The organism is Ruficoccus sp. ZRK36 (genome assembly GCF_019603315.1).
GTDB lineage: Bacteria > Verrucomicrobiota > Verrucomicrobiia > Opitutales > Cerasicoccaceae > Ruficoccus.
Map to the genome: position 1 here is coordinate 1,762,034 of NZ_CP080649.1, position 14,327 is coordinate 1,776,360.

13 protein-coding genes are annotated in these 14,327 nt (G+C 55.6%); all 13 read left to right on the forward strand.

Annotated features, from left to right (window positions below; genetic code table 11):
• The first annotated feature begins 26 nt into the window (after nucleotides 1–26).
• Nucleotides 27–1,173 (forward strand): peptide chain release factor 2 gene (gene prfB / locus K0V07_RS07740; protein ID WP_220623957.1). Its coding sequence is split into 2 segments (ribosomal slippage): nucleotides 27–101 and nucleotides 103–1,173, totalling 1,146 coding nucleotides; the frame shifts between segments, so codons are not numbered across the junction.
• Between the two features lie 24 nt (nucleotides 1,174–1,197).
• The gene (locus tag K0V07_RS07745) at nucleotides 1,198–1,935 is read left to right on the forward strand and encodes a hypothetical protein (RefSeq protein WP_220623958.1); all 738 of its coding nucleotides are present in this window, start codon (nucleotides 1,198–1,200) and stop codon (nucleotides 1,933–1,935) included.
• Between the two features lie 106 nt (nucleotides 1,936–2,041).
• On the forward strand, nucleotides 2,042–3,460 hold the full coding sequence (locus tag K0V07_RS07750; protein ID WP_220623959.1) for a hypothetical protein: 1,419 nt from the start codon (nucleotides 2,042–2,044) through the stop codon (nucleotides 3,458–3,460).
• Nucleotides 3,461–3,636: 176 nt separating this feature from the next.
• On the forward strand, nucleotides 3,637–4,404 hold the full coding sequence (locus tag K0V07_RS07755; RefSeq protein ID WP_220623960.1) for a DUF3450 family protein: 768 nt from the start codon (nucleotides 3,637–3,639) through the stop codon (nucleotides 4,402–4,404).
• A gap of 21 nt (nucleotides 4,405–4,425) precedes the next feature.
• A complete protein-coding gene (locus K0V07_RS07760; protein ID WP_220623961.1) occupies nucleotides 4,426–5,817 on the forward strand; it encodes a MotA/TolQ/ExbB proton channel family protein in 1,392 nt (463 codons plus the stop codon).
• Nucleotides 5,818–5,827: 10 nt separating this feature from the next.
• Entirely contained in the window at nucleotides 5,828–6,412 is a 585-nt protein-coding gene (locus tag K0V07_RS07765; RefSeq protein WP_220623962.1) for a MotA/TolQ/ExbB proton channel family protein, read from the forward strand.
• An 18-nt stretch (nucleotides 6,413–6,430) separates the two neighbouring features.
• Entirely contained in the window at nucleotides 6,431–6,829 is a 399-nt protein-coding gene (locus K0V07_RS07770; protein ID WP_220623963.1) for a biopolymer transporter ExbD, read from the forward strand.
• A gap of 9 nt (nucleotides 6,830–6,838) precedes the next feature.
• Nucleotides 6,839–7,243 (forward strand): biopolymer transporter ExbD, encoded by a 405-nt coding sequence (locus K0V07_RS07775; RefSeq protein WP_220623964.1) that lies wholly within the window; start codon nucleotides 6,839–6,841, stop codon nucleotides 7,241–7,243.
• Nucleotides 7,244–7,252: 9 nt separating this feature from the next.
• The gene (locus tag K0V07_RS07780; protein WP_220623965.1) at nucleotides 7,253–7,909 is read left to right on the forward strand and encodes an energy transducer TonB; all 657 of its coding nucleotides are present in this window, start codon (nucleotides 7,253–7,255) and stop codon (nucleotides 7,907–7,909) included.
• A complete protein-coding gene (locus K0V07_RS07785) occupies nucleotides 7,906–9,309 on the forward strand; it encodes a tetratricopeptide repeat protein (RefSeq protein ID WP_220623966.1) in 1,404 nt (467 codons plus the stop codon). The genes K0V07_RS07780 and K0V07_RS07785 overlap by 4 nt, the downstream gene beginning before the upstream one ends.
• 36 nt (nucleotides 9,310–9,345) lie before the next feature.
• Nucleotides 9,346–10,125 (forward strand): hypothetical protein, encoded by a 780-nt coding sequence (locus K0V07_RS07790; protein WP_220623967.1) that lies wholly within the window; start codon nucleotides 9,346–9,348, stop codon nucleotides 10,123–10,125.
• The gene (locus K0V07_RS07795) at nucleotides 10,118–10,909 is read left to right on the forward strand and encodes a hypothetical protein (protein WP_220623968.1); all 792 of its coding nucleotides are present in this window, start codon (nucleotides 10,118–10,120) and stop codon (nucleotides 10,907–10,909) included. The genes K0V07_RS07790 and K0V07_RS07795 overlap by 8 nt, the downstream gene beginning before the upstream one ends.
• A 249-nt stretch (nucleotides 10,910–11,158) precedes the next feature.
• Entirely contained in the window at nucleotides 11,159–14,254 is a 3,096-nt protein-coding gene (locus K0V07_RS07800) for a TonB-dependent receptor (protein ID WP_255568176.1), read from the forward strand.
• The last annotated feature ends 73 nt before the right edge of the window (nucleotides 14,255–14,327 follow it).

Sequence of the window (14,327 nt, forward strand, 5' to 3'; positions counted from 1 at the left end):
CATTTAACTTTTCACTTTCATTACCCATGACTATCGAACCCGAATTGCGCACCCTGATCGACGAAATCACCAAGAGAGCCGGATACCTTTGGAGGTATCTTTGACGTCGAGGGTAAGCAGCAACGCATAGGCGAGCTGGAGCAGGAGATGGGTGCGCCCAGCTTCTGGGACAGCCAGGAAGCGGCCCAGAAGGTCATCGGTGAGTCCAACCTGCTCAAGAGCGCCATCAGCGGCATCGTCGGCTACAAGGCCAAGGTCGATGACATGAAGGCTCTCGCCGAGCTGGTCGAGGAGGCCGATGACGAAGAGGGCGAGGAGTTTGTAGGCGAACTGGCTGCGAGCGTCGAAGCTCTGCGCAAGGAGCTCGACGAGATCGAGATCCAGTCCTTCCTCTCCGGCCCGATGGACCGCAACAACGCCATCCTCAGCATCCATGCCGGGGCGGGCGGGACCGAGTCCTGCGACTGGGCGGACATGCTCCTGCGCCAGTATACTCGCTGGGCCGAGCGCCGGGGCTTCACCGTCGAGGTGCTCGACATCGGTGCCGGTGAAGAAGCCGGGATCAATAGCGCTTCGTTGCGCATTGTCGGCCCCTATGCCTACGGCTACTGCAAGGCCGAGCGCGGCGTGCACCGCCTTGTGCGTATCAGTCCCTTTGATGCGAATAAGCGCCGCCACACCTCTTTCTGCTCGGTGGACGTGATCGCCGAAGTCGCCGACGATATCGACATTGAGATCAACGATGATGACCTGCGCATCGACACCTACCGCTCCAGCGGCAAGGGCGGTCAGCACGTCAACAAGACCGACTCGGCGGTGCGCATCACGCACTTGCCGACGAATATCGTCGTGCAGTGCCAGAACGAGCGCTCCCAGATCAAGAACAAAGCCAGCGCGATGAAGCAGCTCAAGAGCCGCCTCTACGAGTTTGAGGAGGACAAGAAGCGCTCCGAGATGGAAAAGTTTTACGGCGAGAAGGGCGAAATCGGCTGGGGCAACCAGATCCGCAGCTATGTCTTCCAGCCGTACCAGATGGTGAAGGACCTGCGTACTGGCGTCGAAACCGGTAACATCCAGGCCGTGCAGGACGGCGATCTTGACGCCTTCATCCACGCCTGGCTCCGCGCCGGCTGCCCGACCTCCCGCAATAAAGACATCAAGATGGACGATTAACCGAAAGGCCGTTGTTCTATCCTTATGCTCGGAAGCTACGATCTCGCCGTCGCCATCTATGGTGAGCAGCTGCACGCAGTCAACCGCAAGGGTAAGCGCGCCTCCGCGCCTTTGCCTGCTGGCTTCCCACTGGCTGGAGATCCGGTGGCACAGGATAAGGCGTTTCGCGAGATATTTAGGCGCGTCAGTAAACCGCTTCTTCCGCGTTTGTTCCTGATTCCGCCGAGAGTCGTGCTGGCGGCGAATATGGTCTCCGAGTTGCAGCGGCGGTTTTATAAGGAGTTAATGATTCACGCCGGATGTCGCGAAATTCTGCTGCTGGAGGGCGGGATGGCCGTTGCTCTAGGCTCGTCGGACCAGGACGTCTTCAAAGGCGTGAAGCGGACCTACCTGTTGTGCGAGCCGGGGTGTCTGGAGTTGTACGCGATTGACGGTCCGAGCTGCGCACTTGCGGTCCGCGTGCAGGCCGAATCGTTTTTTCTTTCGCGACCGTTTCCGACACTTGTCCAAGAATGCGGAAATACGGGCTTTACTCACGAAGGCTTCCAGCGCCTTCGCGGTGAGCTGGATGCCCTGCGGGTTGAGAAATATCTGGAGGAAGGACTATTTGTGTGGTCAGCGCATGAGGTCGACAAGGAGACACTGGACTGGATTAGTCAGCTCAATGTGAGCACGCAGGTACTGAGCCCGGAGTGTATGCTTGATGGTGCGCAAGCGATTTTACCCGACCTGAAGGTCACGCTGGCGGTGAAACCTTCCTGAGGGGGCTCATTGCTTCCTTCATAAAAACACGCCGCTGACTTGCTGTGGGGCGGAAAAGGTTTTCCCTTTTCAGGTTTACTGATTATGGATGGAGCCCACCTTTGCCATGCCTACGCTTGATTACCAGACCATCAAGGCCTCGCTTGAGGCTCAACCGCTTTTCGAAGACAAGACCTGGCGCCTCTCGCCCGAGGCTTGGCCGTTGACGCCCGCTCAGCTTAAAGAGATCGAGCAGATCGGGCAGGCGTGCCGCGATTTTTACCTCGCCCTCGACATCCTCTACCGGCGCTCCTGGGAGGGGAAGAACCTCCTGCGCAACAAGGAACTCGTCGCCCCCTGGGTGGCTGACTACCTCGACCGCGGCAAGCCGATGCGTGTGATCGAGCATGCCCGCCACCCGCAGTTCAAGGGCTTTATGCCGCAGATTCTGCGGCCGGATCTGCTCCTGACGGAGGATGGCTTTGCGCTGACCGAGATGGACTCCGTCCCCGGTGGCATCGGGCTGACCGACTTTTTAAACGGCCTCTACGCCGGTGGCGAGGACGACGCTGTTATCGGCGGTGCTGACGGCATGCGTCAGAGCTTTTATCGTGCGCTGGCTGCGACCGCGCCGGATAAATCCGACCCGCTCATTGCCGTGGTGGTCAGCGACGAAGCCGTCACCTACCGGCCCGAGTTTGAGTACCTCGCCGCGCGTCTGCGCGAGGAGGGTAAGCGTGTGTACGTCTACCATCCGACGGACATTATGCCGCTGGGCAGGACGCTCTGCGTCAACGTGGACGGTAATCCTGAGCCGATCGACATCATTTACCGCTTCTTCGAGCTGTTCGATCTGGGCAATGTTTCCACTGCGCAGTTTATTTTGGAAGCAGCCGAGAGCGGGGATGTCGTGGTGACGCCCCCGATGAAGGCCTTTCAGGAGGAGAAGCTGAACCTCGCCCTGCTGCACCATCATGTGCTGGACGACTTCTGGCGCGAGAATCTGCCCAAGCGCTCCTACAAGACGCTGAAGAAAATCGTGCCGCACTCGTGGATCATGGACCCGGTGGAGCTGCCGCCGAACGCCGTGCTCGACGCTCCGCATGCGCAGGGTAAGCCCATTCGCCGTTGGGAAGAGCTTGGCGAAGCCACGCAAAAGGAGCGAAACCTGATTATCAAGGCCAGTGGTTTTCACGAGCTGGCCTGGGGGGCGCGCAGTGTCGTGCTCGGCTCGGATGTCTCCAAGGGCGACTGGCAGGAAGGCATCGCCAATGCGGTCGAGATGGCCGACTCCACGCTTCACGTGCTACAGGATTACCACAAGCCCAAGCGCACGCCACACCCGGTGTATAACGAGGAGGGTAAGGCCTCTGCGATGGAGGGACGCCTGCGTTTGTGTCCGTTTTATATGATTGAGGGCGATGCCGTGTCTTTGAACGGGATACTCGCCACTTTTTGCCCGGCCGATAAGAAGATCATCCACGGGATGAGAGATGCCGCAATGTTGCCCTGTCGAGCCCTTCCTGCGGCTGATCGGGCAGGGTGATTGCAACGAAATTGTAACAGAGCAGTAAAGGCGCTTGGGCATTGGGCTTAAGCGCCTTTTTTGCGTCCGCAATTGTTACAAAATTAGCCCTTCGTCACCCAACTTTAACATTAGAAACCTAGTCAGGGCGGGCTTTTTTTGCTCAGTAGGCTGCTTTCCAAAACCTTTTTGCGTCTATGAAGCTGAAGCCTATTTTTATGATCACGCTCTGCCTGGCAGCGACTCCGTTGCTCGGGCAGGATGCTTCGCCGGTTAAGCAGGCGAAGAGCAAGCTCGATAAGTGGGTCGAGACCCAGCAACTCATCTCGGAAGAGAAAAGCGACTGGACGGCAGAGCAAGTGTCGCTGGCCGATACCAAAGAACTTTTGCAGAAACAGCTCGAAGCCCTTGATGAGAAAATCAAGGAGATGGAGGATACGGCGACTGAGGCCGATAACGAGCGCAACGATCTGCTGCTCCAGCGTGCTGGATACATGCGTGCGAATAAGAGCCTCGCGGAAACGATCAGTGGCCTGGAAAAGCGCCTGAAGGATCAGACCGCCTATTATCCGCAGCCACTGCTGGATATGGTTGATCCGCTGCTGGTGCGTATCCCCGAGAACCCGGAAGAGACGGATGCCTCTCTCGGCCAGCGCGTGCAGAACATCGTCGGGATTCTTTCCCAGGCGCAGAAGTTTAACAACATGATCACCTTCATCGGTGAGACACAGGATGTCGAAGGCAGTGACAAGCAGGTGCAGGTCTGGACGTTCTACTGGGGATTGGGCGCAGCTTTCTATGTTGATGAGCTCGGCCACGTCGCCGGTTACGGGATGCCCACTCCCGAGGGATGGGTCTTCACACAGGACGATAGCATCGCTGCTCGGGTGAGTAAGATGCGCGCCTACTACGAAAACACCGATCAGGACATCAAGTTCGTTCCGGTTCCGGTAACGATCCAATAACTTTCAAGTTCTCAGCAAACCATGAAATCTCTTTTTAAGACCTTCGCGGGGGCGCTACTCGCCTGTTGTGCCTGTCAGTTCGCCTCCGGCCAGGATATGAATCAAGTCCAGCAGAAAGTGGACGCCGACCTTAGCCGGTCACTCGCTGAGCTGTCCGAACTGCGCAGCCAAATTGCCGAAGAGAAGATTCCTCTCTCTAAGGAAATCAGCAGCCTGGAAGACCAGGTACTGAGCCGCCAGCGTGAGTACGATCGCTTGCTGAGAGCTCGCGACAGTCGCAACCTCGACCTTGATCAGCTCAAGAAGCAGGTGGACTCGATGGCCAAGTCCAACGAATACATCACCGGGCTGCTCAACGAATACGTGCGTAACCTGGAAGCGCAGATCCCGATCAGCGAGTTTACCCGCTATGAAGACACGCTGAACAAAGCTAAATTTGCTCCCGGTAACACGAACCTCGATCAGGAGGAGAAGCTGGCCGCTCAGGTGCAGGCTCTCGATGTCGCCCTGGCGCGGATGGACGAGCTGATCGGCGGTTACACGTTCGAGGGGCAGGCACTTTCGCCCGACGGTATTCTTGAGGACGGTAAATTCCTCGTTCTGGGGCCGACGGTTTTCTTTGCCAGCAATGACGGACTGGTCGTGGGTCAGGCCGAAACTCAGGTCAATACTGCTGACCCCATCGTGGTTCAGTTGCCCGCTCAGTTTAATGCGGGGCTCTCTGAGTTGATCACCCAGGGTACCGGTACCCTGCCGGCTGACACCACACTGGGCAAGGCCATCAAGGTCGAGCGCTCGAGCGACACCTTTGCCGAGCACATCGAAAAGGGCAGCTATGTGGGCTATGTCATCATCGGACTGGGCGTGGTAGCCTTGCTGTTGGGCTCGTTCAAGGTGATCGAGATTTCGAGCTTCAAGACCGCGTCTGTAAAGGATGTGCAGGACACGCTCGATCTCTTGGCTGAGGGTAAAACCGAGGAAGCCGAGGCGCGCGCCAATCAGGTCAAGGGAGTTGCCGGTGAAATGCTTGCCCGTGGAGCGGAGCACTCCAAGGAAAAGCGCGGTGTGATTGAGGAGCTGATGTATGAGCGCATCCTCAAATGCCGTCCGAACCTCGAACGTTTTCTTCCCTTCATCGCCCTGATTGCGGCAGCCGCTCCTCTTCTGGGGCTGCTGGGTACGGTTATCGGGATGATCCGCACCTTTAACCTCATCACGATCTTCGGTACCGGGGATGCACAGTCGCTCTCCAAGGGTATTTCTGAAGCGCTGGTGACGACGGAGCTCGGCCTCATCGTTGCCATCCCTGCACTGCTGCTGCATGGCGGTTTATCCCGCTTTGCCAAACGCAAGCTGGCTCAACTGGAGCAGGCCGCCGTGGCCTTCCTCAACGGGCTTAGCCTGATCAAGTAGGTACGCATCCATGTGGGAAAAAATCATAGATATCTGGGACGGCGGAGGCTGGGTCATGATACCGCTGGCTCTGCTGGCGTTCATGACGTATGCGACCGCCTTTCAGGTGCTGCTTTATTTATTTACGACCAACTTGGGCAAAGTAAATGAAGAGGTCTGGAAGAAGTGGATCGATAATCCTGAAGAAGGCGAAGGCCGTGTCGGTGAGATTATCAAGTATGCCATGTTAGGGGAGGGGATGCAGAAGAACATCCGCCGTCGTTTCGATGAGGTTCGCCTGAGTGTGACCGGTATGATCGACCGCCGGGTGATCTTTATTTCTTCTCTCGTGGCGACTGCTCCACTGATGGGGCTACTGGGTACGGTTATCGGGATGCTCCTGACGTTCTACGGGATTTCTCAGTCCGGCGGAGCCGAGACGGCCGAGGTTGTGGCCGATGGTATTCGCAAGGCCCTGATCACGACACAGACCGGTCTCACGATCGCCCTGCCTGGCGTATTTATCGTTATGGTTATTCAACGCAAGAAGCACGCCCTGGAGGCCTGCCTCTCCCGCCTGGAGTCCATGGTCCTGACCGTGTCCAAAGCTACCTAGCTCCTACTTTTTAGTTGTATGCCACGCCACAGAGTTATCGAGGAAGAAGCCGCGCCGGAGATCAACTTATCTCCGATGATCGACTGTATCTTTATCCTGCTGATCTTCTTTATCGTTACGACGGTCTTCGTCGAGGAAGTCGGTCTGGATGTGAACAAGCCGCAGGCGGCCTCTTCTGTTTCCATTGAAGAAAATGACACCATCGAATTTCTGGTCACCGCCGATGGAGAGGTCCTCTACGAGGGCGAGGATATCGGAGTGAATGGTGTAGCCCCGAAGATCAAGCAGTTGATGGTCGGTGAAGATATTCCCGTCAGCATCAAGTGCGAGAAGAAGGGGCAGTTCGGAATGATGGCCAAGGTATATGCCGAGGCCGTGAATGCCGGAGCCGAGAACGTACACTACGTACCCAAATGATTTTCAGCCATGCCACGCGCTAGCATAACCGACGAGCAGGATACCGTAGCGGAGATTAATTTGTCTCCGATGATCGACTGTATCTTCATTCTGCTGATCTTTTTCATTGTTACAACGGTCTTCGTGGATGAAGCGGGGGTCGATGTGAACAAGCCCAATGTCGCGACATACCGGAAACTGGACAAAAACAGTATCCAGATAGCGATTACCGCTGACGACCGTGTGATCTATGGGGGTAAGGAAATCGGTGTTGGGGGCGTGGCTCCCCGCATCAAGCAAGCTCTCATCAAGGGCACGGTTCCGGTTAATGTCCAGTGTGATGAACGCGCCAGTGTGGAGACCTTCGACCGGGTCGTTACAGAGGCTAAGCTGGCTGGAGCCGCCGAGGTGAACTTCTCAGCACTCAAACGATAGGGCCTACGCATGACGCAGATTTATCATCCGTCGAAGACAAAGCCACGGCACGTTGTGCTCGGTCTACTTATCGGCGCTGTTTTTACCTTCATCGTTTTCCTGTTGGTGCCGCTTACGCAGTTCATCGCTGAGGTTAAGCTGGAAGACGACGATATTGAGCAGATGGACATTGCCTTTACTCCGCCCGATGTCCTCGAAGTGGAGGAAGAACCACCGCCACCGAAGGAGGAGGAAGAGCCGCCTGAAATGGAGGAGACTCCAGACCTTTCTCTTGAGCAGCTGGAGCTGTCCTTGAACCCCGGCATGGGGGGGGACTTAGCGGGGGATTTCGCCTTACCCGGTATGGGTATCGGCAAAGCGGATTTGGACATCTCGTCTATCTTTGACCTGGACGATCTGGACAAGCAGCCGCGCGCCTTGAACCAGCCGCCACCACGATACCCGCGCGCCTTCATGCGTAAGAAGATCAGCGGTTTCGTTAAGCTGATGTTCGTCGTCGATGAAAATGGAAAAGTGCGAGACATCGAAGTGCTCGAGTCCACGCACAAAGACTTTGCTGATGCGGCCGTCGAGGCTGTTAAACGCTGGAAATTTGAACCCGGAACCAAGAACGGGGAGAAGGTACGCACCCGCGTACGCATCCCGATCCCATTTAATATAAAATGAACAATAATCTGATGCTAAAAACCATCCTCGCGATGGCTCTCTGCAGCTTCGGCTCGGCTCTGGCTCAAGGGCAGGAGACTGAAACGGTGGTGGTGAGCGCAGCGCCAACTTCCGCCTATGCTCAGCAGTTCTGGAGCAACCCGGAATTCATCAAGCGTTTTCTGGGTAGCTATGGCTTTAACTCGCAGATAGAGCCCGAGGTCACCGACGACGAAGTCGAGCTGTTCCGTGACCTTGTGGAACTGATCCAGGTCGACCCGCAGGCGGCTGCACTCAAGCTGCAGGAGGAGATGGACGGCAACAGCAGCGCCGCGCTGAATTTCGTTTTGGCCAATTTGTATTTCCAGGACGGAGATTTGGACAACGCCGCGAAGTACTACTCGGTTGCGATCGAGAAATTCCCGGATTTCCGCCGTGCTCATAAGAATCTTGGGCTGCTCAAAATGCAGCAGCAGGATCTGGCTGGTGCCGCTGAGCACCTGAGCCGTGCGATCGAGCTGGGTGATTATGATGGCCGTAACTACGGACTTCTGGGCTATTGCTACATCGACAGCGAGGATTACGTCGCCGCCGAGTCAGCCTACCGGACAGCAATCCTTCAGGAGCCGAAAGTTAATGACTGGAAGCTCGGTCTGGCTCAGGCTCTGCTCGGGCAGGAAGAATATTCCGAGGCTCATGCGCTTTTCCAGAGCCTGATTGAGGCTGACCCGACTAACGCTGACCTGTGGCTTTATCAGGTTAATACCGCCCTGGGGATGGACCGCGCACGTGAGGCTGCGGTCAATATCGAGGTCGTGCGCCGCCTTGGCGGTGTCAAGCCCTCCAGCCTGAAGCTGCTCGGTGATGTCTACATGAGCCTGCGCATCTACGACAACGCGGTTGAGGTATACGAGGAGCTTCTGAGCCAGGACGAAAAGGGGCAGTATAAGGACGCAGGGATGCGGACCGCCAAGTATCTGACCATGGCTGGACGGAGCGAACAGGCGTCCATGCTGATCGAAACGGTTGAAACCCGCTATCCCGATTTGACCGAAGATGATCAGATCGAGCTGCTGCTCCTCAAGGCACAGGTCGCGCGCAAGGAGGGTAATGATGAGCAGGCCAAGCAGGCCTTTGCTGATATCGTTGAGCGTGATCCGCTCAATGGTGAAGCTCTCATGGAGCTGGCCTCCTATGAGCAGGGCGCTGGCAACACCGCCAAAGCGATGTTCCTCTACGAAAACGCGGCAAAGGTCGACGGTTTCGAATTCAAGGCCCTCTTAAGCCAGGCTCGTATCAAGGTTAGCGAGCGCAAGTTTGACGAGGCGATCCCCCTTCTGCGCACAGCTCTGCAGTACAAGGATGACGAGCGTGTGGCTCAATTCCTGGAGCGTGTCGAGCGCGCCGCGAAAAATACCTGAGTCCTGTTTCTTCCACTCCTGGCGAATCTCGAACCAATGAAACGACTGTTCAGAATAGGCTCTATGATGATGGTACTTCCCTGTGCCATCATGAGCGGTCTGTCGGCTTTCGGTTCCTTGAGTGAGCATTCACCTTTCCTTCCTCCTGGTCACAACGAAACGAAGCCGCTGCCAAGCACTGCTAAGGCTCGTACGCCTGTATCGACGATGCCCAATTTGACGCTACGTGGCGTGATGCAACTGGGCGGACGCGAAATGCTGAGCATTCAGAACGAAAGTAGCGGGAAGTCTGAGTGGGTGGAAGTGAATGGCCATGCGATGGGCGTCAATGTCATTGCCTACGACTCCAGACAGCGCTGTGCGACACTGATGTATCAAGGCCAACGGGTACAGCTCTCGATGGCAGATATGGAGGAGCCTTCTCCCTCTACAGTGTTCCGGGGGCAATTGAGTCAGCAAGAGGTCCAAGCATCTTCGTCCTCATCCATGACGAATGCAGTGGGCCCCGGTGAGACCGGCACGATCGCATTCGAGAAACTCAACCCTCGTTTGCGCGCCTTGTACCTGCGTGGCGATCATGCTGATGACTTGCGTAGAGCAGGCGTGCGTGGTGGCCCAGGGCAAAACAAACAATCGCAGTCGTCTGAATCTCAGGTGGCAGAGCTCGTCGCGCAGGAGAGGCAGAATGCCATGAGCGCACAAAGTGCACCGCGTCAGAAGAAGAACCCCACGGTTTTCACACAGCCAACCATCAACAACGCACTCACTGCCGCTGAAAAAGCGTTAAGGCGACAACAACTGGGTTACAATGAATAAAGAATTGCTCATCATTATGGCAGCGATTGCCTTGGGCGCTTCATCTGTCCGGGCGGCATCGACACCAGAATACGAGGTCTTTTCGGAGTATTGGCCACAGCGAGTGGAAATGACCGAGGCTTTGAAGCTGGATAACGGTACCCAGTTGAAGGCCGGTCAGGGCTTTATCCTGATCCGGGTGCAAGATGGTAAACTGCTGGCCGACTTTGGCCATAAGGGGCTCCAATACATTGATCCGGGTCTGACGGATTTTAAGGAGCAGTACGCCAGAAATCTCCATGAAAGAACATGGGACAATCCTGGCAATACGACGTCTGTTCTGGGGCGGACGTGTTTCATGCCCGATACCATGAAGCAATGTCAGCCCGATCAGTTGGATTCCTATGACTTTGTGTTGCTGGTCTATGTAGATGTGGGGGCAGAGGGAACGGCCGAAATCATCGATTCCGTAAACGCTATTTCAAATCGTGTCGAGATGCCTCAGGCACAGACCGCCGTTGTCATCATCCCTCTGGATGAAACCAAGGAGGAACTCAAAGAGGACCTGGCCAAGAGCGATATAAGCCAGCCCGTTATGTTTCAGTTCCTGGCTGAGGGCTATCGAATCTCATTTGATCATCATCCCGAGAAAACACCCGCCGTACTGCTAGATAAAAATGGTCGTGTGTTGAAGTCCTTCCGGCTGGAGGAGGTCCTGGATAAGCCAACCTTTGTCTCGAAGGTTTATGCGGCGGAGCAAGCTCAGCGAGCCGAGCGCTCTGCTCCCCAAAGGGAAAGTATGTAGCTCGCAACTGCGGGACGTGAACGCGTACCGCCTCGAAATTTTACATCGGCTATGAATTGCTACTTCATATTTATTTCCAACTGCTGTGCCCGCTACGGGAGGCGAATGGCTGCATGGGCGGCCATGGCTCTGCTGGGCTGCCTGTGCTCTTATGCGCAGGATACCGGTGACGATCAAAATCTGGATCCGCAAGCAGCGGGTACGGGCACTGTCCAGGGTTCAGTGATAGATTCAGCAACAGGGGAGGCCGTGCCGTCGGTAGCGGTTGTCCTGGAATGGCCAGATGAAGCTGGTCGTGAGCTTTCGAACGAAGTTGATCGCAAGAAGACTGTGCTGACGGATGAGCAGGGCGCCTACGAGATCAAGGACCTGCCTGCTGGTACCTACAACCTCAAGATGATCAAGGCCGGGTATGAAGTGGGTACCCTGCGGCAGGTCAAGGTCGAACCCGGTAAAGACACAGAGTCCAACTTTGCGCTGCTGCCCAAGAAGGCCGAGATGAGCGATGACATCTTTGACCTGGAAGCCTTTGAAGTGACCGCCGAAAGCTATGGCGAGGGGAGCCAGGACTGGCTGAGTAATTTGAAACAGGAGTCGACCGGCTCGATTGACTTTCTCTCTGTTGAGGATTTTGCGAAGTTTGGTGGGACGGACTTGTCTGATATTGTCCAGCGTATCCCTGGTGTCACCGTTGTCGAAGGTCAGTTCGCGGTGGTGCGTGGTCTTGGTGACCGCTACAACAGTACGCTCGTAAACGGTCTGCCGGTGCCCAGTCCGGACCCTGTCCGCCAAGGTCTCCAGCTCGACCTGTTCCCGACCTCGATCATGTCGAGTGTGGTGACGCAAAAAACATTTATGCCGGATATGCCGAGTAACTCGTCGGGGGCCGGATTTAATTTGATCACGAAGAGCTATCCGGAAGAGACGACTGTGTTCTTCAAGGCCGGTGTCCGCTTTAACTCAAATTCTCAGGAAACTTTTTTGAGCAACCCAGAGGCCGGGATGGCCGATAACTTTGCGAACGGCGTTAAGGAGCGGCCGAGTGCGCCCTCTCCGGGGCCTTCGGCGGAGGTGCGTGCGCAGACTTCGCGTCAAATCGTTCCCGTGACTGGTAAGGCTCCAATCGGATTGTCCTTCGAGGCTGGCGCGGGCTCTACCATCGAAGTGGGGGGGCGTAAGTTGGGCCTGGTGTTTTCTTCGGCTTACAACAGCTCCTACGATACCCAGTTTGGGGAGCAGCAGGACCGCTATGCTACCAATAGTACGTACCGGATCGTTCCTCCCGGCTTTCCGGGGCCGACCTTCTTTGGGGATCCTGGATCTCTTTTTGAGAACGAGTTGTGGGCCAGTGGCCTGCACTATGATATGACGACTTCTGAGGCTCAGGTTCAGATTGGCATTCTCGCTGGAGTCGGGTACGAGTTGGATAAGGACGGGGATAACCGCGTTGATTTCACCTTCCTGTTCAGCCAGACTGGAACGGACTTTGTTCAGACAGCCGAAAATGGCTACCTGCCGAGTGGTTATAGCCAGGGGACTACCGGTAACCCCGATACCGACCGTGGGTTCGGGGACCCGACTGCAGGTGGCCTGGTCAATAATATCGTGGGGCGTGACGGTAACAATACCCTCACCGTAAATACGAATACGATCTCCTACGAGCAGCGTAACCTGCAGATATACCAACTCAGCGGTGATCACACCTTGAACGAGTTGGACGACCTGCACGTTAGCTGGGGGGCCACCATCTCCTCGACAGAGAGCAAGACTCCGCATGAAACCGTAACGAACTACCTGTATGATAACGGTACTGGCCCGACATCAGAAGGCTACCTGTATGCCCGGCCCAGCTCGATCGGTACGGATGAAGCATTTTTGACCGAAACATGGAGAAACATCACCGAAGACCTCTATGGGGCACGGATGGATTTTGATTACAATTGGGAGGATCCGTATTCAGACTTTCTGTTCGGCAAACTCCTCAGTGGTATTTTCTGGAGTAAGTCGACGCGTGATACCGAGCAGGTAGATACGGTCTTTTACGGGACCACGAATAATGTGCGCTATGATACTGAGCAGGAAGTCGTAGATGCGATTCTGTCGAGTGCTTCCACCAGCGCCGCAGTTAATAATGCCTTCGCGTTGAACACACGTGACGACATAGCCGGCTATGTTTCGATGGACATTAACATCACCGACTCGTTTAAGATTTCGGGGGGTGGGAGATTTGGGAACCTGCAGATCACCTCACAGGGGGACTCTAACTACTCCCCGACGGTGACACTGGCTGACTTTCTGAACTCCAAAGGCCTTGGTAATCCTGATATCCGCAATGGCTCATTGTTGGGCTTTGAGACGCTTCCCAATGACAGCCAGTCTCTCATCCTGATTCAACAGCAGTTGGATGCAGGAGGAGAGATTAACCGAACGTTTGGCCTTCCGGCAGCCAGCTTTGCCTGGGATATCACCGATGAGGTCGTGCTACGCGGCGGCTATAGCCAGACCATCGCCCAGCCTTCATTTCGAGAGCTTTCACCGATATTTTCGCGTGAGCTGGGGACGGGGGATACCGTGGTTGGTAATCCGCTGCTGCAGCTATCCGATGTGGAAAGCTTTGACCTGCGACTGGAGTACAACTTCCGCCCCGGAAGCACGGTCTCTGTGAGTGGTTTTTATAAGACGATTGAAAATCCAATCGAGCAGATCGTCCTGCTTGATCCAGGCGGTGGTAACTCTGTGGTAAGCTTTTTTAACAACCCAAATACGGCAACTGTTCGTGGGGTTGAGTTCGATTTTCAGACCTCGATGGACTTCATCGCTGAAGAACTGGCCTATTTTTCCTTTGGGGCGAATTTTACCTACATCGATGCCTGGGTGCCGTATTCAGACAACGTTCTGGCAACTTACTTTACCGGCGTGCCGGGTACGAATGTCTCGGGACCGTATGTCGGGGATGACGGCCCACCTCTGGGGAATAACGACCTGCCTTCGAAGCGTCGTCTCTTTGACCAGCCCGAGTACATCGCCAATGCGAACATTACCTACAATAACCCGGATTGGGGCTCGGCGATTACTCTGTCGGTCTACACGCAAAGCGACGTGCTGACGGCTGTTGGTTCCGGTACCAATAACAGTGTGGACCAGTATACGGCAGCGTTTTATCAGCTGGACCTTACTTTCAGTCAGGAGCTTACGGAAAATATGCAGCTGAGCTTTCGCGTGACGAATCTCACGGATACCACGCGGTCCATTATTTATGCGCCTGATCAACTGGATAACACGGAGACCCGCCAGAGCTACAAGCTCGGTCAGAGCTACTCGATTTCCCTCAAGTACACCTTCTGAGGAAGTCTTTGTCACACAAATGTAATAAAGACGCAATCAAACTGCCACCTGCTTCGTGGATAATGGCCACTCA

Coding starts and splice junctions, on each gene's coding strand:
- K0V07_RS07745 (WP_220623958.1), top strand. CDS start 1,198: ATGCTCGGAAGCTACGATCTCGCCGTCGCCATCTATGGTGAGCAGCTG.
- K0V07_RS07750 (WP_220623959.1), top strand. CDS start 2,042: ATGCCTACGCTTGATTACCAGACCATCAAGGCCTCGCTTGAGGCTCAA.
- K0V07_RS07755 (WP_220623960.1), top strand. CDS start 3,637: ATGAAGCTGAAGCCTATTTTTATGATCACGCTCTGCCTGGCAGCGACT.
- K0V07_RS07760 (WP_220623961.1), top strand. CDS start 4,426: ATGAAATCTCTTTTTAAGACCTTCGCGGGGGCGCTACTCGCCTGTTGT.
- K0V07_RS07765 (WP_220623962.1), top strand. CDS start 5,828: ATGTGGGAAAAAATCATAGATATCTGGGACGGCGGAGGCTGGGTCATG.
- K0V07_RS07770 (WP_220623963.1), top strand. CDS start 6,431: ATGCCACGCCACAGAGTTATCGAGGAAGAAGCCGCGCCGGAGATCAAC.
- K0V07_RS07775 (WP_220623964.1), top strand. CDS start 6,839: ATGCCACGCGCTAGCATAACCGACGAGCAGGATACCGTAGCGGAGATT.
- K0V07_RS07780 (WP_220623965.1), top strand. CDS start 7,253: ATGACGCAGATTTATCATCCGTCGAAGACAAAGCCACGGCACGTTGTG.
- K0V07_RS07785 (WP_220623966.1), top strand. CDS start 7,906: ATGAACAATAATCTGATGCTAAAAACCATCCTCGCGATGGCTCTCTGC.
- K0V07_RS07790 (WP_220623967.1), top strand. CDS start 9,346: ATGAAACGACTGTTCAGAATAGGCTCTATGATGATGGTACTTCCCTGT.
- K0V07_RS07795 (WP_220623968.1), top strand. CDS start 10,118: ATGAATAAAGAATTGCTCATCATTATGGCAGCGATTGCCTTGGGCGCT.